The organism is Sphingosinicella sp. CPCC 101087 (assembly GCF_004151485.1).
Classification (GTDB): domain Bacteria; phylum Pseudomonadota; class Alphaproteobacteria; order Sphingomonadales; family Sphingomonadaceae; genus Allosphingosinicella.
Map to the genome: position 1 here is coordinate 1 of NZ_SBFF01000018.1, position 23,479 is coordinate 23,479.

Sequence of the window (23,479 nt, forward strand, 5' to 3'; positions counted from 1 at the left end):
GGGTGATGAAGCGGGCCAAGCACGGCACGCGGGTGATCTACGTGCCGGGCAATCACGACGAGATGTTCCGGCAGTTTGCGGGCCTGAACTTCGGCGGGGTCGAGATTCGCCGCAAGGCGATCCACACCACCGCCGACGGGCGCCGGCTCCTGGTCCTGCACGGCGATGAGTTCGACACGATCGTGCTGGCGCACCGCTGGCTCGCCTTCCTCGGCGACAATGCCTACGAGCTGCTGATGCGCCTGAACCTGGTGGTGAACGCCGTTCGCCGCTGGTTCGACCTGCCTTACTGGTCGCTGTCCAAGCATGCCAAGAAGAAGGTCAAGAATGCGGTGGAGTTCATCTCCCGGTTCGAGGAGGCGGTCGCCCATGAAGCCGCCCGCCTCAAGGTGGACGGCGTCGTGTGCGGCCACATCCACACCGCCGAGGAAAGACGCTTCGACGACATCGTCTATTACAATGACGGCGACTGGGTCGAAGGCTGCACCGCTTTGGTCGAGCACCAGGACGGCCGAATGGAGATCCTCCACTGGGCCGACGAAATCGCCGCAAGGAATGCTGTGGACGGCGAACGGCGCGTCGCCGCCTGATGCGAATCGCGCTGGTCACCGATGCGTGGGAGCCTCAGGTGAACGGCGTCGTGCGGACGCTTCGCGCCCTCAGCCGCGAACTGGAGCGAGCGGGCCATTCGATCGTGCGAATCTCGCCCGAAATGTTCCGGACGATTGCCTGCCCCACCTATTCCGAAATCCGTCTTGCGCTGCTCGCCGGCGCCGAAGTGGCGAGGCGCCTGCAGCTGTTCAGGCCTGACGCCATTCACATCGCAACCGAAGGACCGCTCGGCCTGGCGGCACGCCGCTGGTGCATCCGTGGCGGCCATGCTTTCACCACCGCCTACCACACTCGCTTTCCGGAATATCTCGCCAGCCGAACGCACCTCCCGGCCACCCTGTTCTGGCCCTACATAAGGTGGTTCCACGCGCCCGCGGCGCGCATCATGACCTCCACGCCCGCGGTCGCGGCGCAGCTCGCCGGCCACGGCCTCGACAGAACCCACCATTGGGGCAGGGGCGTCGACGTCGACAGCTTCCGGCCGGGCCTTCCAGCCCATCCGGCGATGGAGAAGCTGCCTCGGCCGATACAGCTTTATGTCGGGCGGGTCGCGATCGAGAAGAATCTGGAGGCCTTCCTCGGCTGCCGTCACCCGGGCTCCAAAGTCGTCGTGGGCGATGGTCCCGCGTTCGAGGCTCTGCGCAGGCGCTTCCCCTCCGCCCATTTTCTCGGTGCACTGGACGGCGCCGAACTGGCGAGCGCCTATGGCACCGCCGACGTGTTCGTCTTTCCGAGCCGGACAGACACGTTCGGCCTCGTCCTCGTCGAGGCGCTGGCTTGCGGCACGCCCGTCGCCGCTTTCCCGGTGCCGGGTCCGGCCGACATACTCAGCGACGAGGTTGCCTGCCTCGACGAGGATCTCGACGAAGCGATTGCCGGGGCGCTGACCCGGGTCCGGTACAGATGCGACGAATATGCGGCCCGGTTCAGCTGGTCGGCAAGCGCGAGACAGTTCCTCGCCGGCCTCGAACCCCTGCCTTTACCCCCTCCCCGCCCTGCACAAGGCGGATTCGGACTGGGAAGGGAGCGAGAGGGGCTTCTTCGCTCGGGGAGCTGACGCGCCGCAGCGGCGGCAGTCGCGTCATCGGGCGGCGATCTGCGCCTCGCCGCTCTGCCAGCCGCCCCCGAGCGCGCGGAACAGGTCGACCTGGGCGGTGACGATCCGCGCCTCGCTGAGCGCGAGCGCCGCCTCGGCGTCGGCAAGGGTCCGTTCGGCGTCGAGCACCGCGAGCGAATCCGCCTGGCCCTCGCGAAGCCTCAGCCGCTCGAGTTCGGCGGCGCGCGAAGCCGCGTCGCGCGCATCGGCCAATGCGCCGCGGCGCTCGATCTCGTGCCGGTACGCGGAAAGCGCCGTCTCGGTCTCCTGCAGCGCCGTCAGCACCGCCCCGTCGAACGTGGCGAGCGCGGCCTCGGCCGAAGCTTCGCTCGCCGCGATCCGTGCCCGCACCGCCTCCTGATTGGGGAAGGACCAGTCGATCAGCGGCCCCAGCAGCCAGCGCAGCGGCCCGCCGGTGAACAGATCGCCGATCGACGGGCCGGTTGCGCCGATCGATCCGCCGAGGGTGATCCGCGGATAGAGATCGGCGGTGGTGACTCCGATCCGCGCGGTCTCCGCCGCCAGCCGGCGCTCGGCTTCCCTGATGTCCGGGCGCCGGGCGAGCAGGGCACGGCCGTCGCCGACCGGAATCGGGCGGTCGAGCCGAAGCACGGTCCGGCGCGCACCCGCCGACGGGGGCAAGTCGGCGGGCGCGCGGCCGGTGAGCGCGGCGAGGCGGAACAGGGCGCCGTCGCGCTCGGCTCGAAGCGGGGGAAGGGCGGCACGCTGCTGGTCCCGCAGGGTGGCGACGCGGGCGACGTCCAGGCGCGTGCCGCGGCCCGCTTCGAAGCGTCGGGTGGTGATGAAGAGGGTCCGCTCGATCAGAGCGAGGCTGCGCTCGGCGACGGCGAGCCGCTCGGCCGCCGCGGCCGCGTCGGCATAGGCCCGCGCCGTCTCGGCGGCGACGGCGACCCGCACCGCGTCGCGCACCGCCGCCGCGGCGTCGGCGTCGGCCCGGCTCGCTTCGATTCCGCGCGAGACGCGGCCGAACAGGTCGAGTTCCCAGGCGACGTCGAGCCCCGCGTCGAAGCGCCAGTCCTCCCGGTCGGCGCCGGGCGCCACCTCGTCCTCGGGCACGCGGCCATAGGTCCCGCTCGCGCCGATGCCGGTCTGCGGCAGCCGCGCCGAGCGACTCTCGCGCAGCAGGGCGCGGGCGCGGGCCAGATTGGCGGCCGCGACGCGCAGGTCGGTGTTGCGCGCGAACGCGTCCTCGATCAGCCCGTCGAGCACCGGATCCTGGTAGAGGCGCCACCATCCGTCCTCCGGCTCTGCCGAGATGAAGGCGGGATGGTCGGCGCCGAGGAACGCGCCCGAAGCCGCGCTCGGCGTAGCCGGCGGCGCATGATCGGGACCGACGGTGCAGGCGGCCAGGGCGAGCAGGCTGGCGATCAGCGGGATGTGCAGGCGTGTCGTCATCTTCTTTTCCTCATTCCGCCGGCATCAGGGCCGGGTCGGCATCGCCCCGGCGTCGGGCGAGCCGATCGCGAAGCGTGCGGCAGGCGACGTAGAAAGTCGGCGTGAACACCAGTCCGAAGAAGGTCACGCCGATCATCCCGAAGAAGACCGCCGTGCCCAGCGCCTGACGCAGCTCCGCACCGGCGCCGGTCGTGAACAGCAGGGGCATGACGCCCAGGATGAAGGCGAAGCTGGTCATCAGGATCGGCCGCAGCCGCTTGCGAGCCGCCTCGACCGCCGCCTCGACCGGGCTCGCGCCCTTTTCTTCGGCCTGCTTGGCGAACTCGACGATCAGTATGGCGTTCTTGGCGGCAAGGCCGACCAGGACGACCAGGCCGATCTGGGTGAGGATGTTATTGTCCATCCCCCTCAGGTTCACGCCGGTCATGGCCGCGAGCAGCGTCATCGGCACGATCAGGATCACCGACAATGGGAGCATCAGGCTTTCGAACTGGGCGGCCAGCACGAGGAAGACGAACACCACCGCCATCGCGAACACCAGGATCGCGACGTTGCCGGCCGCCTTCTGCTGAAAGGCGATGTCGGTCCATTCGGCGGTGAAGCCGGGCGGCAGTTCCTCGGCCAGCTGCTCCATGGCTTCCATGGACTGGCCGGTCGAGAAGCCGGGCGCCGTCTCGCCGTCCACCTCGACCGCGGGGAAGAGGTTGTAGCGCACGACGCGATAGGGCCCGGTGCGGTCCTCGAAGGTCGACACGGCGCCGATCGGCACCATCTGCCCCGAATCCGAGCGGGTCTCGAGCCGCCCGATATCGGCGAGGTCGTCGCGATGGGGTGCGTCGGCCTGGGCGGTCACTCGGAAGGTGCGCCCCAGCAGGTTGAAGTCGTTGACATAGGCGGAGCCGAGATAGACTCCGAGCGCCTCGAACACGCGCTGCGGCGGCACCCCGAGCATTTCCGCCTTCGTCCGGTCGATGTCCGCATAGATGCGCGGCGTGGCGGTGTTGAACAGGCTGAACACCTGGGCGAGGCCCGGAGTCTCGGCCGCCCGGCCGATCAGGCCGAACGCCGCCTGCTCGAGGGCGCGATAGCCCTGGGCGTTGCGGTCCTGGATCATCATCCGGAAGCCTCCGCCGGTGCCGATGCCCTGAATGACCGGCGGCGGGATGACGAACACCATCGCCTCGTCGACGTCGGCGACCGTGGCGCGCATGTCAGCCATGATCGCCGCTTCCGAGCGGCCGGTCGCGGCGCGCTCGGCATAAGGATCGAAGGTCAGGAACGTCACCGCGGCGTTGGGCGCGTTGGTGAAGGTCGCGCCGTCGAAACCGGCGAACATCACCGCATCCGCGACTCCCTCGACTTCGAGCAGCCGCGCCGTGACCCGGCGCAGCACCTCGTCCGTCCGTTCCAGCGACGATCCGGGGGGCAGCTGGAAGGCGGCGACGGCATAGCTCTGGTCCTGCGCCGGGATGAAGCCCGCGGGCGTCGCCCAGAACAGGGCGAGCGTGGCCGCGACCAGCCCGCCATAGGTGACGAGCACTCGCCGTGGCCGGGCAAGCAGCTTCCGCGTGACCGAGGCATACCAGAGGCTGAGCCGCTCGAAGCCGGCGTTGAACCGCTCGCCGGCCCGGTGCAGTTTCCGCCGCCAGCCGGTCGCCGGCGCTTCGGCCGCCTTCGGGCGAAGCAGCAAGGCCGCGAGCGCCGGCGACAGGGTCAGCGACAGCAGGAGCGAGATGATCGTCGCCGACGAGATGGTGAGAGCGAACTGCCGGTAGAACTCGCCGGTGATGCCGGTGAGGAAGAAGGTCGGGATGAACACGGCGCACAGCACCAGCACGATCGCGACGAGGGCCACCGACACCTCGTCCATCGACCGGTGCGCCGCCTCGCGTGGGGACAGGCCCTCCTCGAGGTTGCGTTCAACATTCTCGACGACCACGATCGCGTCGTCGACGACGATGCCGATCGACAGCAGCAGCCCGAACAGCGACAGCGTGTTGAGCGAATAGCCGAAGGCCTGCAGCACGGCGAAGGCGCCGATCAGCGAGACCGGGATCGCGACCAGGGGAATGATGGCGGCACGCCAGCTCTGCAGGAAGACGAGGATGACGATCACGACCAGGATGATCGCCTCGACGAACGTATCCTGCACCGCGCTGATCGACTCGCTGATGAACTCGGTGGGGTTCCAGACGACCCGATGTTGCAGGCCCGGCGGGAAGTTGGCGGAGGCGGCCTCGAGCTCTCTCTTGACCCCCTCGGCCGTGGCGAGCGCGTTGGTGCCCGGCCGCTGCGTGATTCCCATGATCAGGGAATCCTGGCCGGACAGATAGGCGTTCAGCCCGTAATCCTCTGCCCCGAGCTCGACTCGGGCGACGTCGGACAGGCGGGTGACCCGGCCTTGCGGATCGGTCTTCACCACGATGCGCGCGAACTGCTCGGGCGTCGTGAACCGGCCCTGCGCCTCGACGTTGAGCTGGAAGGCGGAACCGGTATCATAAGGTGGCTGGCCGACGGAGCCCGCCGCGACCTGGACGTTCTGTGCGCGCAGGGCGGCGACGATCTCTCCGGCGGTCAGGCCGAGCGACGAGGCGCGGCCCGGATCGATCCACACCCGCATCGCATAATCGCGGGCGCCGAACACCTGGACGTCCCCGACGCCCTCGACGCGGGCGAGCCGGTCCTTCAGCTGGGTCAGCGTGTAGTTGGAGATATAGGCGCGATCGAGCGAGTTGTCGGGCGACAGGATGTTCACCGCCATCAGCCAGGACGGCAGCGATTTGCGCACGACGACACCGGTGCGGCGCACTTCCTCGGGCAGCCGCGGCTCCGCGAGCGCGACCCGGTTCTGGACGAGCACCTGGGCGGTGTCGAGGTCGGTGCCGAGCTCGAAGGTGACGGTGATCGTCACGCGGCCGTCCCCGGTCGACTGGCTCGACATGTAGAGCATGTCGTCGACGCCGTTTATCTCCTGTTCGATCGGCGCGGCGACGGTGTCGGCGACGGTCTCGGCCGACGCGCCGGGATAGCTGGCGCTGACGGTGACCGTCGGCGGCACCACCTCCGGATATTGCGAGATCGGCAGGCCGAGATAGGCGAAGGCGCCGACCAGGGTGATGATCACGGCGATCACCGCCGCAAAGATCGGCCGCCGGATGAAGACGTGGCTGAGGCGCATCGCGCTATTCCCTGTTTTTCTGGTTCAACCGGCCAGCGTCGCGTGCGACGCGGCGGGGGCGGGTTGTGGAGTGCGGGCGGCGGCGTCCGCGGGCTCGGCCGGCGGGGCGATTCGCGTCCTGCGGACGTTCACCTGGCTTCCGGGCTGGGCATATTGGACGCCTTCGACGACCACCCGATCGTTTGGACTGAGCCCGGCGCGGATGCTGCGCAGGCTGCCGATCCGGGCGCCGATTTCGACGGGGCGTGCGGCAACGGTCCCGTCCGGCTGCACGACGAGCACGATCTTGCGCGCCTGGTCGGTCTGCACCGCTGCATCGGGGATCAGCAGCGCCGGGCGCGCCGAGCCTGAAGCGAGGCGCATCTCGCCGAACATTCCGGGCGTGAGGAAATGGCCGGGATTGTCGACCACAGCCCGTGCGCGCAACGTGCCCGATCCCGGATCGATCGCATTGTCGCTGAAATCGACTCGGCCGCGCCAGGCGTAATCCGCCTCGTCCTGCAGCCGGATCTCGACTTCCGTCGCCGCTTCGCCGCCGGCCTGGCGCTCGCGCATGGCCTTGAGGTGGAGCGCTTCGGAGCCGTCGAACGCGAAATGGATCGGATCCAGCGACAGCACCGTCGTCAGCAGCGATTCGTTGGCGGCGACGATGTTGCCGGAATCGATCCGGCGGTCGGAGACGCGGCCGCTGATCGGTGCGCGGACCCGGGTGAATTCGAGGTCGAGCGCACGCTGGCGAACCACGGCCTGGGCAGCGGCGACCTGGGCGGTACGGGATCGCACGGCGGCGGCCAGCGATTCGACCTCCTCTCGCGAAACCGCTTCGTCGTCGACCAGCCGCGCGGCGCGCGCATATTCGCTATTGGCGAGCGCCAGCGCCGACTGCGCTTCAGCGAGCCGGGCCTGGGCTTCCGTCAGAGCGGCGCGGAACGGCCGTTCGTCGATCGTGAAGAGCAACTGTCCGCGCCGAACCAGATCGCCGTCACGAAAGTGTACGCCGACCAGCTGGCCGGATACGCGCGGACGGATTTCTACCGCCTGGCTTGCCTCGAACCGGCCGGTGAAATCCTCATACTCGATGATGTCGCGCTGCAGTGGCGAGGCGACGGTGACGGTCGGCGGCGGCGCGGCGTCGGCTTGCGCCTCGCTGCCGCCGAACCAGCGATAGCCGGCGAAGGCGATCAGCAAGGCGGCGGCCAGCGCGATCAGCATGCCGCGGCGGCCGATGCGCCGACGCGGCGGATCGAGGGGCGGCGTCGGCGGATCGCCGGCATCGTCGGGGAAAGGCGCCGGTTGGCGGTCCTTGGGAAACGAGATGTACATGAGGATATCCTTTAGCGGGCGGATGCCGCGGCGCGGCGCTGGAGCGCGCGCGCCTGGAAACGGGTGAAGCCGGCAGCCAGGAAGCGCTTGATCTCCTCGCCGGGAAGCCGGCCGCCGGTGACCCTGACGAGCACGGCGAAGCGGCGCAGCGCCTCGAGCCGCGCGTCGGCGAACGGCGTCGGCCGCTCGATTCCGAACCACCGCTCGAAGAACCGGGTGAAGCGGGTCGGCGGGCCGATGCTGGCCACCGGATCGGCCTCGGCGAGGCTGATTACCGTCAGTTCGAGCGGGTCGAAACTGGCTTCGGCGGTCAGTTCGGGCGATTCGGCAATGTCTGGAAGCGTGGGCGTCGGCCCGCCCTCGAAGCGGTAAGCCATTGATTTCCTCCTTGAACTCCGGCACTGAGGGGCCAAGTAGATTGTTACTGACCGGTACGTGCTTTCGTGTTACGTACCGTTCTGTTACATTTCGTCAAGAGCGAACGGAAAAAAAGTTGATGAGGAAACTGATTGGCCTGGGAGCGTGCGGCGATCCCTGTGGAGCGCCGCGAAAGAATGCCGCCACGCGCATCTTCGAGACGGCGCGCGAACTATTCTATCAGCGCGGCGTCCGCGCCGTCGGCGTTGACGAGATCGTCTGTCAGGCTGGAGTCACCAAGCCCAGCCTCTACCGAAGCTTCGAATCGAAGGACGCTCTCGTCGCCGCCTGCCTGGAAAGCTACGCCGCGGAGGCCTCGGACGCGATGGACGCGCGAATCGTCGCGGCCGGCGATGATCCTCGAGCTCAGCTGCGAGCCATAGTCGCCCATTATGCCGATCAGATGACCAGTCCCGGCTTTCGAGGTTGTCCGATGACCAATACCGCGGTCGAGTTTCCGGAAGAGGGCCATCCCGGTCGACCGGTGGTCGAGGATTGCAAGTCGAAGCTGCGTCAGCATGTCGTCGGCATCGCCCGCAAACTGTCGGCCGACGATCCCGAGATGCTCGCCGACGGTCTCATCCTCCTGATCGAGGGCGCCTATGCCACCCATCACGTCTTTGGCTCGCAAGGCCCGGCAAGCGCGCTCGTTCGCTCCGCAGACCGACTGATCGACGCGCACGTCCAGGGTTGAGGCAGGCGCCGCAGGGCGCCGGCAAAGCGGTAGTGCAGGCCTACAGCCGAAGGGAAGCCGACAACCCGATCGTGCGGGGGCGCAAGGTCATCTGCCGCAACGGCGCTCCGGTGACCGGAACGAATTCGGCGCTGCTGAACAGGATCGGCGCCGCATCGAGCAGATTCTCGACGAAGACGGACAGCCGCCAACGGTCGGACTCGATGCCGAGCCGAGCCAGCATGTTGCCATAGCCTTCGCCACGATAGATACGCGGATCGTAGCCGACCGACCCTTCCGACGGCGCGCGCCGGTAGGCGCTGGCGAACTGATATTCCAACCGGGCGTAGACGCGGCGCGACTGCGGGAGCCTCGCTTCATATTCCGCGGCGATCCGGCCGGTCCATTGCGGCACGAAGGGCACGCGGTCGCCCTTCCCGACGATGATCGAACGCTGGCCGCCCGGGCCGGACGCGCCGCCAAGCACGGTGCTGCGGAATCGCGCATCGACGAAGCCGATGCCTGCCTGGAGCAGGAAGCCGCTTGCGGGGCGGGCTTTCAGCTCCGCCTCGAAGCCGCGATTGCGTGCCGTGCCGAGATTGTCGACGTAGGAAAAGCCGCAATTCGGTAGCGTCACGGGCTGCTGAATCCCGCTCCAGTCGATCTGGAACAGGGAAATCGCGAGGTTCAGCCTGTGCCGTGGCAGTGTAGCCTTGGCGCCGGCCTCATAGCTCCACAGCGTGTCCGAATCGTATGAGACCGGCGCTTCCGTCAGGCCGAAAGCCTGCAGGTCCTGTGCGCAATTGCCCGCGGGTACCGGGGGATTGGCGCCGCCGATGCGGAATCCCTTGGCAGCGCTGACGTAGAAGAGCCGGTTCGGAGCCGGACTGAAGCTCAGGCCGAAACGGGGAGTGACCGGCGTCTCGCGCTGCGTCCGGTCGGCGGGCTCGGTCAGGGCGCCGCCGGCATAGGGGCCTTGTGAAAGCACCCTGAGGTCGAGTTCGGATCGCGTGACTCGCAGTCCTGCCGTTGCTTCCAGTCCTCTCCGGAACCGCCACGTGAATTCGCCGAAGCCGGCGATCTGGAGTCCGGCCGCGCGTTCCGTTCCGCGATAGCTTAGGCCGCCCGGCAGCAGGGGCACGCCGAAAGCTTCCTCGACCGAGGCGCCGAGGAACTGGTTCACGAGGTCGGCGATTCCCGGTTCGAAAACCTCCTGAACCAAGCCGAGTTCGGAATCGCGGAAGAATCCCCCAAGAACCCATCGCAAAGGCCCATCCGCCTGCGCGGAAGCCAGCCGGGTTTCCTGCGTCAGGCTCCGCTGGGAAATTCGGGTCAGGCTGCGGGCGCCGCCTTCGGCGACCAGGCCGGGCACGGTGCCGCCCAGGACGAGCTCCCCGAACACCAGCGAATAATCGGTCACCTGCCGGTCATTGCGGTCGAGAAAGGCGGTGACGCTGGTGAGCGTGGCGGCGCCGAGATCGACGGTCGCGGTGAGGCTTGGCAGGATGAACGCGTCCTCGCCGGGCTGGCGGTGAATGTTGCTCTGCCGATGCGGGCCGAGCGTGCTTTCGAACAGCGGATAGTCGTCGCGCTCGCCCCGCTGGTAGAAGAGCGCAGGCATGATCTCGACCTTGTCGCCCAGCGCTGCTTGCAGTCCGGCGCGGATCGCCGTCACGGCGCTGTCGTCGATGTTCCGTTCGATCAGGCCGCCGCTCCGGCGATCGATCCGATCGACATATCCGGCGTCGACTCGACGGTAGACGGCGGCACGGAACCCCAGTCGGCCGACGATAAGCGGACCGCCGCCGGCCCCTCGCAGCTCATGGCTGAAGCCGCCACTTCGCGTCTGGGCGATTTCGAACGATGCGTGCGCGTCGGCTTGCGCAAGGCTCGGGCGGCGGGTGATGAAGCGAATCGTCCCGCCCATCGAGTTCGCGCCGAACAGGGTCCCCTGCGGGCCGCGAAGCACCTCGACCCGTTCGAGGTCGAAGGTTCGCAGGTCCGGGTTGCGTGAAAAGCCGACCGACCGGATCTGGACCGGCACGTCGTCCACGTAGAGGCCGACGGTCGACGATCCCGCGGGCGAGAAGATGCCTCTGATCGCCGGCGTTTCCACGCCCAGCACGCCCGTCGGCGCAAGGGTGAAGCTGGGCACGGCGCGCGCAATATCGGCCAGCGTGTCGGTACCCGCCCGATCGAGGTCGCCCGCCGTCAGCGCGGCCACGCTCATCGGTATTGCTTCGACGGGTTCCGCGACCCGCCGCGCCGTCACGATGATCGGCGATTCGGCCGGCCGCGCGGACGCGGCGCTGGCAAGCAGGCTCGCTCCGATCAGGAGCGCACCGCCTCGACACCGGTCGGAGCTCCTCCGAATCGAGGACGAGGCCAGGCCTGCATGCGCTGCACCATGGCTGGACCGCCCGACCCGCGCGCGCATTCACCCCCCTTGAAATCGTCATCACATTGGTCCCAAAGGGGAAAGGGGATCGGCAGGCCGTCGTCAAGTGCGGCGTGAGCATTTCGCACTGGCCTGCCGCCTGCTTCGGTGATTCTTGCGCCTGTCACCGACGCCCGAGGGGAAGGCGCCGGGGGTAGACCAGGCGGGATGCCGCGGACGTTACGAGCCGAGGAGATTTACGACGCCGCGACCGACGACGCGGCTTTCGACGACTTGGCGGCCTCTCTCGCCAGGGCCGTCGACGCGCGCTCGGGGGTATTTCACTGGAAAAGCTTCAGCGAGCAGACGGAGGAAGTCTCCTATTCGGGCTATTTCACGGCCGACCAGATGGCGGAATATGACCGGCATTTCGCCGACGCCGACCTGTGGTCCACGGCGGTCACCCGATCCGAACGGCTGAACCGGGTCTGGGATTGCGATCGCCTCGTATCCCCCAGGGAATATGAGAATGGCCGGCTCTACAATGAGTGGATCCGGCCGATGGGAGACGACACCTTCCACTGCCTGGGCGCTGCGCTGCGGACGGAAACGGCCATCGGAGAGATCGGGTTTCACCGCGGCCGGGACCAGCCGGCCTTCGACGACGAGGTCGTGCGGATCGTCGAGGACGGGCTCGTCCATCTGCGCCGGATGGTGGCGATCAGAAGCAAGCTGATCTCGGCCCGCCGCACCTCCGCCTGCGCCTCGGCGAGCCTCGATGTCATCGGCCATGCCGTCCTGTCCCTCGATTCGAAGGGCCGACTGATCCATTACAACGTCGCCGCCGAGGCCGTGCTGGGCCGCGCGGACGGACTGATCCTTCACCGCGGGCGGCTGGCGGCCCGCCGGCCGGGCGATCAGAACGCCCTCCAGGCCGCGCTCGACCGGGCGGCGGCGCCCGCCGGCACGGAAGCGAGCGGGGTGCTCGTCCACCGGGCCGAAGGGCGGCCCTACGAGCTCTCGATTCTCTCCGCGAGCGTCGGCGGGCAGCGGCAGATCGTCGTGGTCGTCACCGATCCGGACACGTGCAACGCCGGCTTGCGTGAGAGGATCCGCGGTTTGTACGGATTGACCGTGGCGGAAGCCGAGGTGGCGGAGCACCTCGCCGCCGGCCTGTCACCGGCGCAGATCGCCGATCATCGACATGTCAGCGCCGGGACGATCCATTCGCAGCTCAAGGCGATCTTCCTCAAGCTGGGCTGCCGGCGTCAGTCCGAGCTGGTCGCGATGATCAACAGCCTTCCGCGCCTTCAGCCCGCGACGGAAAGCGCGCCGGTCGCCGGCCCCTGACGGCACGCGCCTGGCAGCCGGCGCAGCGGTCCGCGCCGATATACCAAGTTCATGGGATGATTTGCCGCTCGCTCTTTGTCTAGCAGCAGGGCTCGGTGATCCGGACGGAGGGCAAAGCCGCCGGTCGCCGTGCGAAAGCGGGGGGCAAGAATGTCAGGGGCGGACGGGGGTCTGTCGCCGCGCGGATGGGTGACGTGCGGGCGGCGTGCAGCGGCGAGCTTCGTGCTCGCGATGGTGCTGGTGGCGGACCCGTCGGTCGCCGCGGCCCAGGCGGTGCCGGCCTCGCCTCCGACACGCGAGGAAGTCGAGCGCGCACCGGTGCAGTCGCTGCCGGGCAGGGGGGCGCGGCTGGAGGTCGAGGGGGGTGTTCCGGCCGGCCGTTGCGCGCTCGACGATCCGCGCTTCGAAGAAATTCGGGTCACGCTCGCCTCTGTCGAGTTTCAGGAGATGGGGCCGGTCCCGTCCGCCCTGCTCGAGCCGGCTTATGCGGGGCTGATCGGGTCGGAGCAGCCGGTTTCGGTGCTTTGCGCGATACGGGACCGCGCCACGGCGATCCTCAACGAGGCCGGTTACCTGGCCGTGGTCGAGATACCCGAACAAAGCCTGGCCGATGGCCGCGCCGCTTTCCGAGTCGTGCTCGGCCGGTTGGTCGCGGTCAGGGTTCGCGGCGACGCCGGCCGCTCCGAGCGGCTCGTCGCCGCTTATCTCAGGCGACTGACCGAGGACGAGGTGTTCAACCGCGAGGCGGCCGAGCGCTACCTGCTCCTCGCCGGTGACCTCCCCGGCTACGACGTGCGCCTCACCTTGCGCTCGGCAGGCGCCGGCCCCGGCGAGCTCGTCGGCGAGGTGGCTGTCCTGCATAGCCCTGCGACCCTCGTCGCGAGCGTCCAGAATTATGGCTCGGAGGCGCTCGGGCGCTTCGGCGGCCTGCTGAGCGCGGAGCTTTACGGCCTGACAGGGCTGGGCGACCGAACGACCCTGACCGCCTTCACCACCCTCGACTTCGATGAGCAGCAGACCCTCCAGCTCGGCCACGACTTCCGCATCGGCAGCGACGGTCTCGTCGTCTCGGCGCAGGTCACCGGTAGCTGGGGCCGTCCGGAGACCGGCCTTGCCGACGTCGACGTGGATTCGGAAACGCTCTTCGCGACGCTGCAGGCGACCTACCCTTTCCTGCGCACGCGGCAGGCGAGCATCCGCGGGTCGATCGGCTTCGACCTGGTCGACCAGGATGTCGATTTCAACGATGCGCCGCTCACGCGCGACCGGCTTCGGGTCCTGTTTGGCCGGCTGACGTTCGACAGCGCCGATCCGGACAGCCTGGCCTATCGGAACGGCTATTCGCCGGCCGAGCCGCGCTGGGCCGGGCGCGGGCTGATCGAGGTCCGGCACGGCGTCGACGTCTTCGGCGCGTCGCCCGATTGCCGGCCGGCGCCGGCCGAATGCCTGGCCGCGGGCGCCCAGTCCCCCAGCCGGATCTTCGCCGATCCGACCGCGACGCTCGTCCGCTACGCCGGAGCCGCCGAATTCCGCCCGGTGCCCGCCGTCACGATCGCGGTCGAGGCCCGCGCCCAGTATAGCGCCAGGCCGCTGCTCGCTTTCGAGGAGTTCTCGGCCGGGAACTTCACCATCGGCCGCGGCTACGATCCGGGCGCGATCCTCGGCGACAGCGGCATCGGCAGCAGCATCGAGCTGCGCCTCGGCAGGCTTGCGCCGATGACGCGCAACGACCTGGCGGTCCAGCCTTACGTGTTCGTCGATGTCGCCAGGGTGTGGAACGAGGATCCGGGCGTTGCCGGGGACCGGCTGGCCTCGGCCGGCGGCGGGTTGCGCGCGCTCTGGGGCGACCGCGTGCAGGCCGACATGACCGTCGCCATCCCGCTCGAGCGCGTCGGCCTTCAGGCCGACCGTGGAGACGTCCGCTTCCTCTTCACCCTGACCACCAAGCTTCTGCCTTGGAGTTTCCGATGATGTCGCACGATCGCAATCGGCCGGCCACGCGCCGCAGGACCGGGCTCAGGGCCGGCTGTGCGGTCGCCGCCATCGCCGCCCTGGCGGGGCCGTTCGCCGGCGCCGCCTTCGCGCAGGCCTTCAACGGCTCGCCGACCGTGGCGACCGGTCAGGTGAATTTCGACCGCACCACGCCGGGCGTCGAGACCATCACCGTGCTCGACGACTCGATCGTCAACTGGACGCCGGTCGAAGGGCCGGGCGGAACGATCGACTTCCTGCCGGCCGGCAACACGGCGTTCTTCCAGGATTCGGTCGGCGACGGCGGCTTCGTCATCCTGAACCGGATCCTGCCGACCGGAACGGGAATCGTGGAGCTCAACGGCAACATCGTCAGCCGGCTGCAGACCGGGGCCGGCACGACGCCTGGCGGCCTTGTCGCTTTCTACAGCCCGAACGGGATATTGGTCGGGAGCACGGCGGTTTTCGACGTCGGCAGCCTGATCCTCACTGCCGCCGATCCCGACCCGGCGAGCTTCCAGGATTTCGGAAACGGCAGCGGCGCGCTCGGCCTGGCCGCCGTTCCGGGCAGTAGCGCGCGCGTGGAGATCCTGCCGGGGGCCACCATCAATGCGACGGCCGAGAACAGCTTCCTCGCGGTCGTCGCTCCGCAGGTCGTCATGGGCGGGACGGCGCGGATCAACGGCTCGACTGCCTATGTCGCGGCCGAGGCCGTGGGCCTGACGCTGATCAACGGCCTGTTCGACATCGTCGTGACGGCCGGCACCAGCGTGGCCGACGCGATCATCCACACCGGCACCACCGGCGGCCCGGCCCGGACCGGCGCGGACTCCAGGCAGGCGATCTACGCCGTGGGTGTCGGCCAGACCCAGGCCGTCCAGCTGCTTTTCTCCGGCAATCTGGGTTTCGACCCGGCGACGGACGCCAGCATCGTCAATGGCGAGATCGTCCTGTCGGCCGGCTATAACATCACCTCGATCACGTCGGACGGCAGTCCGGCGACCGGCGACCCGCTGTTCGGCGGTCCCTGCGACGGCTGCGGCGCCGATCCCGTCAGCGCCTCGCCGGCGAGCATTATCGTCGACGGCGGAAGCTTCACGTCCAACCTGGTCGGCCGCGCGGTGACCGACTTCCTGGTGGCGAGCACCACCGCGACGCCCAGCTTCAGCGGCGACCTGATCATGCAGGCCGGATCGCGGGCGCATGTCGGGGCGCGTGTTACCGGCGAGTTGCTGACGATCGGTGGCAATCTCGAAATCTCGACCGACGATCTCAAGAATTTCGCCGTCGCCAATCCCAGCGTCACCCGAGAGCTCGACGCCCAGGGCGGCCAGTCGCTGCTCTATGCGGAGAATGGCGGCAATATCGACGTCGCCGGCGACGTCCGGGTGACCGCCGACGCGCGGCCGGGCACCAACTCGGTCCTCGGGACCTCCGGCTCCGCCACCGGCGGCGAGGCGAGGATTTTTGCCGCCGGAGGCGGATCCATCACGATCGATGGCGGCACGCGCGTCTCGGCTTCGGCCCAAAGCTATCTCTCCTTCGGCGGGGCGTCCCCGGTCGGTGGCGATTCTACCGGCGGCGCGGCGTCCGCGGCGGCGTTCGATGGCAGTTCCGTCGTGATCTTCGGCGACGTCGAGATCGATGCTTCCGCGACCGCTGGCTTCGGCTCGACCGCCGATGGCGTCGCCGGCATAGCGCGCCTCGTTACGGAGAGCGGCGGCTCCGCGCTCGCCCTGGGGAACGTCACCGTCACCGCAAATGCGAATGGCGGCGGCGGCCCCGACGGCGGTGCGGCGGCAGCGGGCAGCGCTGGAATTCTTGCGATCGGCGGTCAAATCCAGATCAATGGCGCGATAGGGGTCGCGGCCGACGCGGTCGGCGGCAATGCCAGCGGCTTCGGCGGCCAGGGCGGCTCGGGCGAGGGCGGCACGGCGTTCATCCAGGCGGAGTCGCCGGGGGCGGGGCGCTTCTTCGGAGGCAGCGCCACCATCACGGCCAACGGTTTCGGCGGCACGGGCGGCGCGGGCGATGGCGGATCGGTCGCGGCCGGCGCGGGTGGCGAAGGCCGCGGCGGGCTCTTCGACAACCAGATCGATTCCGGCGGGGCGTTCGCGCTCGCCGGTATCGACGAGGGCGATCTCACATTGCTCGACGTCACCCTGGAGGCGATCGGCACAGGCGGCGCCGGCGGCGCCGGCGGCGCAGGGCAGGGGGGTGGCGCCGGCGGCGCGGCCTTCGGCGGCACGGCCCAGCTCGGATCGTACAGGGGCGAGGCCTCGGGCAATTTCGGCGGGTCCGTGGCGCAATTCGTGACCGCCGTTGCGAATGCCTCCGCGGCCGGCGGAGCCGGTGGCGCCGGACCGGCGGGTGCCGGCGACGGCGGCGCCGCGACGGGAGGGCTTGCCATCGTGACCGGCACCAGCGGCGGTCAGGTAAGCGTCGATACGATCGGTCTGCTCTCGAACGCCGAGGGTGGAACGGGCGCCACGGGGGGCGCTGCAATCGGCGGCCGGGCGGGCATCTCTGCTACGGGCGACATCGGCATCGGCACCGCGACGCTGGAGGCGCGGGCTCTGAGCGCAGGCGGCGCGACCGGCGGCGCAGGAGCCGTCGTGGGCGGCAACATCCTGATCGAGACCGGCGCTGGCCTTGGTGGCAGTGTCGGCAATATCGAGGTCGGCAGCCTTGCCGGTGACATCACGTCGCTGGGAGACGTCGCGACAAGCACGCCCGGCACGACCGACCTGCTGGTCCCGGTCGGCGAGGCGCAATTCACGACGTTTGGCGTCGCCGCTACCGAAGAACAGGCCGGGCAGGTGGCGCCTGCGGCGTCGAGGATCTCGACGGGCGGCCTGGTGACCTTCCTCGAGAGCGCTCAATGGCAGGTGCAGGGCGATATCGAGATCAGCACGACCGGATCGGGCCGCATTCTGGGCGGTCCCGATCCGAACACGCCGACCGCATTCCTGAACTTCTTCAGCGCGAACGGCACGATCAGCATCGCCGGCGTGAATGACGACATCATCAATCTCGGCGGGCAGGGCCTCTCTCTCGTCTCGAACGACCTCGAGATCCTGGAGGGCGCGCGCATCGGCGCGGTGGACGTTTCCCTCATCGCCAACGACACCGGCGAGCTGGTCACACTGGGCGGCGCCGAGCAGGGACCCGGTTATACCCTGACCCAGGACGAAGCGGCCCGGGTCGAGGCCCAAAGCGTCTTCTTCAACGGCACGGACGTGGTCGTGCGCGACCTCACCATCACCGGCGCGCCCGACGGCGGCCCGTCCTTCGTCGAGCTGGAAGCCGACAATGTGAGCGTCCAGGGCGCCCTGGTCTATGTCGCCGGTCCCGAGGACACCTTGTCGATCGACGTCGCCGGCGGCCTGCTCGAGGTGATCACGCCCACCGGCTCGATAAGCGTCAACGACGGCGAGACGTTGAGCGGCCGGCTCGAGATCGAAGCTGGAACGACCATCGTCGCCGACGCCGAGCTGACGGCGCGGATCAAGGCCGACCCGAATTTCGACGGCCTCGCCGACGCGCTGGCGACGAACAACGGCCCGGACAATCCCGAAGGCTATCTCCAGGCTTCGATCATCGAGTTCAGCTTCGACGGAGAGCCCGGAGAACCCCAGAAGGCCGTTTACATCCAGAATAGCGGCGACGACACGACCTTCGGCGGCACGGCGACCCGCGTCCCCGGGCTGATCTTCAGGCTCGAGGACGATGACGACGAGGCGGCCCAGGTCCGCCTGATCGGCTATGGCGCCGGCCTCGACCAGGGCGGCGGCGCGGTCACCAATTCCGCTTATGCGAACAGTGTCGATTTCGGCGAGGGGCAGGGCATCACCTATACGGACGATTCCGAGTTCAACGCCACCTTCGTCACGACGGGCCTGCCGGCGCGGCCGTCGCCTGGCGGCGAAGGCGGCGGCGCAATCCAGGGTTCGGAGATCGTCATCGGCCCGCTGGCGCAACTGGTCATCCCGGAGCCCGGAGAAGAGGAGCGCGACCTGGCATTCGGCGGCGCCTTCCCGGCGCTGATCGGGACGGCCGACCTCACGCTGGATTCGATGATCGACCAGGGCGTGGCGAGCGGCGGCGACAACGCCCGGTGGCGCACCGGCGCCGACGAGCGCGAGGAAGATGATAGCGGGCAGGAGCAATGATCGTGAAAGCAGCCTTGTTGACCGGATCGGGTCTCGCGGTCGCGCTGGCCCTCGCGGCTCAGGCGCCGGCGCAGCAGCGTCCGGTCAGCCTGGAGGAGAGCTTCCAGATCGGATCGAATGCGCTCTGCACCGCCCAACTGCTGCCGGCCGACCGCGCGGGAGACCTGTTCGATCGCACCTACGCCCTCGTCTGTCGCGACGCTTCCGCGCCGGTCGGCCGGCTCGCCGTCATTCGCGGTACGACCGAGTCGGCGATCGAGCGCGTCCATCACGGCGACTCCGGCAATTGCTCGCCCGCCGCGCGGGTGGCGATCGACGGCCTCGGTGAAGTGCAGGCGCTGCGCTGCGCTGCCGAGGGGAGCATCCAGCGCATCACCTACCTGTTGCCGCGCGGCGGCAGCGTCTACGCGGCTCATGGAGTGGCCGGTTATGAGAGCGCCCTCGGCATCGGGCTGCGGACGATCGCGCTCGATCGCCCGGTCGATGCCCCGGTCGAGATCGCGGTAACGGAGGGCAGCGACGCGGCTGCCTTTGCGCGGGCCCAGGCGGTTCAGCTCTCGCCCGAGGCGGCGCTCGCCGAAGCCTATCGCCGCAGCAATGCCGGCGACTTTGCGGCCGCCGCCGAGTTTTTCGCTGCCGCCGAACAGGCCGACGGACCAGCCGCGAGCGGTGCCGAGGCGATGCTCAACGCTGCCCTGCAGCAATCCAATCTCGGAAATCATGCGCGCGCCGAGGAGCTGTTCGCTCAAGCTGTGGAATCGGTCGGCACCGACCCGGTCCTGGCGCGCATGATGCGCAACTATCAGGCGATCCACCGCCTGAACCTGGACGACCGCGCCGGCGCGATCGAACTGCTTTCGGCGGCATTGCCCGCGCCGGAGGGTTTCGATCCGGCCGGTCTTCGCGCGTTGGAGATCGACCGCGGCCTCGCCGCGCGGCTCAATGCCGAAGGCAGTGGCGCCGCGCCCCTGATCGCCGGTACGGACGCGCTGCTCCCGGCCGAGCGCGCCGAAGTCCTGGACGGCCAGGCGGCGCAGCTCCGCGGGACGGTCTATGGCTTGAACGGCGACCCTGCGCGCGCGCGTCTCGAGCTCAACCAGGCTCTCGAGAGGCTGGGGGCGGTCCGGGGCGGCCGGATCGGCTCGGTCGCCTGGATGCGGGCCCAGATCATGACCGAACTTGCGGCGATGGCCGAATCGGACGGCGATCCGGCCGAGGCCGAGCGGCTGTATCGAGCCGCCGCCGAGCTCGTCGCCACGCGCTATCCGGCCTCGCCCGCCTTGCTGTCGTCGCAGGCGCAGCTGGCGAGCTTCCTCGCCCGCGCCGGCCGCGAAGATGAGGCGATCGCACTCTACCGGTCTGTCGTCGAGATCGCGCAGCGCACGCCGGCACCGGGCCTCAAGCGCCTGATCACCCCTTATTTCGCCCTCCTAGCGCGGCGTGCCGACCGGCCGGAAGCCGTCGCCGACATGTTCCAGGCCGGGCAGGCGCTGATGCGGCCCGGCGTCGCGCAGACTCAGGCCGTGCTGGCGCGCGAACTCTCCGCCGGAAGCGATGCGGCGGCCGGCCTCTTCCGGCGGTCGCTCAACCTGGCGCGGGAGGTCGAGCGCACCCGCATCGCCGTCGCCGCCCTGGCGAGCGAGGCGTCGCAGGACGCTGGGGCCGGCCTGCGCCTCGCCGAGCTTCAGCAGCGCCTTGAAGCGCTGGAGTCGCTGCAGGTCGCGACCCAGGCCGAGCTTGCGCAATATCCGCGCTACCGCGCGGTTTCTCCCGCGGCGATCGGACTTGCCGAGCTTCAAGGCGAGCTTCGCGAGGGCGAGGCCTATCTGAAGCTCATCGTCCTCGACGATTCGAGCTACGCGCTCTTCCTGACCCGCGATGCGGCCCGCGCCTATCCGATCGGGATGAGCGAGAGCGAGATGAACGGAATCGTCTCGGCCCTCAGGGACTCGATCGTGAAAGTCGAGGACGGGCAGAACGTCACCTACCCGTTCGATGTCGCGCGCTCGCATGAGCTTTACGGCCGACTGTTCGGCCCGGTGGAGCGGGAGATGGCCGGCATTCGCCATCTGGTGTTCGAGCCCGATGGCGCGATGCTGACGCTCCCGCTCAACCTGCTGGTGACCAGCGGCGACAGCGTCGCGGCTTATGCCGAGCGGGCGAACCGGCCCGACGGCGATCCGTACGACTTCACCGGACTCGACTGGCTCGGCCGGCGCCTCGACGTGACCACGGCCGTCTCCGCCGGCGCCTTCCGGGATATCCGCCAGGCCAGGCCCTCCGGCGCGCAACGCGCTTATCTCGGCTTCGGGCAGAACCAGCCGGTGGACGTGACCGCGCTCCCCTCCGCCACGCGCTCGGCGGCTGGAGGGGGCTCGGCCTGCCAATGGCCGGTCTCAACCTGGTCCCGACCCATCTCGGCGGCCGAGCTGCTGGCGGCGCGCGGCTCCATCGCCCGCACCGGCGGCAACGAGGGACAGGTCGTCACCGGCGAAGACTTTTCGGACACGTCCATCCGCCGGATGGAGGGGATGGACGACTATCGGGTCATCCACTTCGCCACGCACGGCCTGGTGACGGCGCCGCGCGCGGAATGCCCGGCACTTCCCGCCTTGCTGACCTCGTTCGGCCCAGAGGAGTCGGACGGCCTGCTGACCTTCGCCGAGATATTCGATCTCCGGCTCGATGCCGATCTGGTCATCCTCTCGGCCTGCGACACGGCGGGGGGCGCCAGCATCGCCGCGACGCGCGCAGCCGGGATCATGTCCGGCGGCGGCACTGCGATGGACGGGTTGGTGCGCGCCTTCGTCGGCGCCGGCGGCCGATCGGTGCTGGCCAGCCACTGGCCGGTGCCGGATGATTTCTCCGCCACCGAGCGGCTCGTCACCGGCCTGTTCACCGCCCCTCCGGGCACTTCGACCGCCGAATCCCTCCAGATCGCCCAACGCGCGCTGATGGATGATCCGCAGACGTCCCATCCTTACTACTGGTCGGCTTTCGCCATCGTGGGAGATGGCGCCATCCCCGTCATCCGAACGGCGGCCGCGACACAGGCGGTGCCGCCCGCGATCGCGTCGCTCGACTGATCGGCAGGTCGCGCTCGTCGCACCACGCTGCTCGTACGTCGTCGCCCTTCGGGCAATGCGCCTAGCCGCTGGCGAATCGAGGAAAATGCTCCGTTAACCAAACACTTGGCCGGAGATTTTGCAATTGTTTACATGACTCGCACGCCCGAATGATCGCAAGGCACGCATCGATTCGACCGCGGAAGCTATTTTGCGGTCCGCCCCCATATGGAGACGCCTTCAGTGATTGTTCCGGCAAGCCGAAGCGCATCTGCAACGGCCGCGGTGCGCGCCGTGGCGAGGGTTGCCGCGAACGACAGTTTCCCGCTTCCGGCGGGGCATCTCGGGCAATTGAGCGGGCTTCTGCTGGGCCTGCCTGCTCCCATCTGCCTGATCGACCGAAGCTTCCGCTACGCCTTCGTCAACGAGGCCATGGCCGAAGTTCACGGTCTGTCTGCCGGAACGATCAAGGGTCGGCGGGTCGCGGAATTTTTCCCGCCCGCGCCCGCCGCCCTTGATCGCTGGTTCGAGGCCGCGGATGCCGGGAGACCCCTGCCGGAGCGGCAGGTCAGCTGGCAGGGCCGGCACTACCGGCTCGTGGCGAGCCCCTTGCGGGATCTGGCCGACGCGACCTGCGGCATCTCGATCGTCGCGTTCGATATCACCCGCCGCGTCCGTTTCGAAGCCGGCTTGCGCGAATCCCGAAGGCGGCTGCTGTCGCTGGCGCGTCACGACGAGCTGACCGGTCTGCTGAACCGACGGGGGCTGGAGTCCCAGCTCAATGTCGAACTCGGGCGGGCGCGCCGCGAGCAGCGGCCGGTTTCGCTCCTCATGATCGATATCGACTGCTTCAAATCCTACAATGATCTGTTCGGCCATCTCGAAGGCGACGCCTGCTTGCGCGCCGTTTCCGCCGTGCTGGGCCAGGAAATGCGGCGTCCCGGAGACGTGGCGGGCCGGTTCGGCGGCGAGGAATTCGTCGCTCTGCTTTCCGGGATGACTGGAGAGGGCGCCCGGCAGGTTGCCGAGCGCCTGCGGACGGCCGTCGAGGCTCTGAACCTGGCGCATCCCGGGAGCGAGCCGGGCAAGGTCACGATCAGCATCGGCGTGGCATCGGTTGACGTGGCGTCGGATTGCGGGCCGGCCCGCCGGCACCGCGACAGGCTGATCCAGGCCGCCGACCATGCCCTCTATCGGGCAAAGGCGGCTGGACGGAACAGCATCGGAATGGCGTCGGTGAGTGGCACGGCACGGATCTCGTGAGTCGCCACGTCCGACGGCGTGCGCCCCCTTCGTCTTGTTTCGGCACGTCCCTCCATTGTAGGGAAAGGCCGATGCGCAACACGTTCAGCCGGGCGGCGGCCGCCGCGCTCGCCCTCATTCTCATCGGCGGCTGCGCCTCGACGCCGCCTATCGAGACCCAGTCGAGCGGGACCTTGCCCGCCGAGGGCGATTTCGCCCTGGCCGAGGGCGTCGATCCGGACCTCGAACGCGCTTTCTCGACCTGGGCCGAAGGTCGCGGCCTCCGGCCGGCGGAGCGGCCGGCCTTCCTCGTTCAGCTCAGCGTGTCCGAGCGGCCTGCGGGCACCGGCCTGTTCCTGCCGGATCGCGACGACCGGCAGTGGCTGCGCGCGCCCGACCTGAGCCGCAAGCGCAGGCCGGTCAGCACGCTCGCCATCAGCATCGCCGACACGGCGACGGGCCGGGAGGTCTTTCGCGCGTCAGCGATCCGGCGCGGGTCGGGCCGTCGGGCCGGCGAGGGATGGGACCCGCTGCTTCAAGCCGTGTTGGAGTCGCCGGGCCCTTCGGACGCTCCGGCCGGCTGAACG

Annotated in this window: 14 protein-coding genes; 9 read left to right on the forward strand and 5 right to left on the reverse strand. The window is 69.2% G+C overall.

Annotated features, from left to right (window positions below; genetic code table 11):
* Both EKM57_RS21055 and EKM57_RS21060 read left to right on the forward strand, forming a co-directional pair.
* Positions 1-590: UDP-2,3-diacylglucosamine diphosphatase (locus EKM57_RS21055; RefSeq protein WP_129794509.1), on the forward strand; the 590-nt coding region annotated here is incomplete at its 5' end.
* Positions 590-1,669: a glycosyltransferase family 1 protein gene (locus tag EKM57_RS21060; protein ID WP_129794510.1), complete on the forward strand. Its 1,080-nt coding sequence runs from the start codon at positions 590-592 to the stop codon at positions 1,667-1,669. The genes EKM57_RS21055 and EKM57_RS21060, both read left to right, overlap by 1 nt.
* A 24-nt stretch (positions 1,670-1,693) precedes the next feature.
* Here the strand turns inward: EKM57_RS21060 and EKM57_RS21065 are convergent, their stop codons facing one another.
* The 4 genes from EKM57_RS21065 to EKM57_RS21080 are packed head-to-tail and all read right to left on the reverse strand — an operon-like array spanning position 1,694 to position 8,002.
* The gene (locus EKM57_RS21065; RefSeq protein WP_129794511.1) at positions 1,694-3,124 is read right to left on the reverse strand and encodes an efflux transporter outer membrane subunit; all 1,431 of its coding nucleotides are present in this window, start codon (positions 3,122-3,124) and stop codon (positions 1,694-1,696) included.
* A gap of 10 nt (positions 3,125-3,134) precedes the next feature.
* Entirely contained in the window at positions 3,135-6,302 is a 3,168-nt protein-coding gene (locus EKM57_RS21070) for an efflux RND transporter permease subunit (protein ID WP_129794512.1), read from the reverse strand.
* Between the two features lie 24 nt (positions 6,303-6,326).
* Positions 6,327-7,625, reverse strand: coding sequence for an efflux RND transporter periplasmic adaptor subunit (locus tag EKM57_RS21075; RefSeq protein WP_243451179.1), 1,299 nt, complete (start codon positions 7,623-7,625; stop codon positions 6,327-6,329).
* An 11-nt stretch (positions 7,626-7,636) separates the two neighbouring features.
* A complete protein-coding gene (locus EKM57_RS21080; protein WP_129794513.1) occupies positions 7,637-8,002 on the reverse strand; it encodes a hypothetical protein in 366 nt (121 codons plus the stop codon).
* 119 nt (positions 8,003-8,121) lie between these two features.
* Here EKM57_RS21080 and EKM57_RS21085 point away from each other — a divergent pair, with 119 nt between their 5' ends.
* Positions 8,122-8,736, forward strand: coding sequence for a TetR/AcrR family transcriptional regulator (locus EKM57_RS21085; RefSeq protein WP_129794514.1), 615 nt, complete (start codon positions 8,122-8,124; stop codon positions 8,734-8,736).
* 40 nt (positions 8,737-8,776) lie between these two features.
* Here EKM57_RS21085 and EKM57_RS21090 read toward each other — a convergent pair whose 3' ends face one another.
* Positions 8,777-11,152 (reverse strand): TonB-dependent receptor, encoded by a 2,376-nt coding sequence (locus EKM57_RS21090; protein ID WP_129794515.1) that lies wholly within the window; start codon positions 11,150-11,152, stop codon positions 8,777-8,779.
* Positions 11,153-11,320: 168 nt separating this feature from the next.
* On the opposite strand from EKM57_RS21090, the gene EKM57_RS21095 reads away from it, so the two are divergent.
* The 6 genes from EKM57_RS21095 to EKM57_RS21120 all read left to right on the forward strand — a co-directional run bounded on the left by EKM57_RS21095 (position 11,321) and on the right by EKM57_RS21120 (position 23,476).
* Positions 11,321-12,442 carry a helix-turn-helix transcriptional regulator gene (locus EKM57_RS21095; protein ID WP_129794516.1) on the forward strand — a complete coding sequence of 374 codons (1,122 nt, stop codon included), beginning with the start codon at positions 11,321-11,323 and terminating at the stop codon, positions 12,440-12,442.
* Positions 12,443-12,592: 150 nt separating this feature from the next.
* Positions 12,593-14,413: a ShlB/FhaC/HecB family hemolysin secretion/activation protein gene (locus EKM57_RS21100; RefSeq protein ID WP_129794517.1), complete on the forward strand. Its 1,821-nt coding sequence runs from the start codon at positions 12,593-12,595 to the stop codon at positions 14,411-14,413.
* The gene (locus EKM57_RS21105) at positions 14,410-18,585 is read left to right on the forward strand and encodes a hypothetical protein (protein WP_129794518.1); all 4,176 of its coding nucleotides are present in this window, start codon (positions 14,410-14,412) and stop codon (positions 18,583-18,585) included. The genes EKM57_RS21100 and EKM57_RS21105 overlap by 4 nt, the downstream gene beginning before the upstream one ends.
* 2 nt (positions 18,586-18,587) lie before the next feature.
* A complete protein-coding gene (locus EKM57_RS21110) occupies positions 18,588-21,671 on the forward strand; it encodes a CHAT domain-containing protein (RefSeq protein WP_371414164.1) in 3,084 nt (1,027 codons plus the stop codon).
* 273 nt (positions 21,672-21,944) lie between these two features.
* Positions 21,945-22,913, forward strand: a complete 969-nt coding sequence (locus EKM57_RS21115; RefSeq protein ID WP_165357597.1) for a GGDEF domain-containing protein — start codon at positions 21,945-21,947, stop codon at positions 22,911-22,913.
* Between the two features lie 71 nt (positions 22,914-22,984).
* On the forward strand, positions 22,985-23,476 hold the full coding sequence (locus EKM57_RS21120; RefSeq protein ID WP_129794521.1) for a hypothetical protein: 492 nt from the start codon (positions 22,985-22,987) through the stop codon (positions 23,474-23,476).
* The last annotated feature ends 3 nt before the right edge of the window (positions 23,477-23,479 follow it).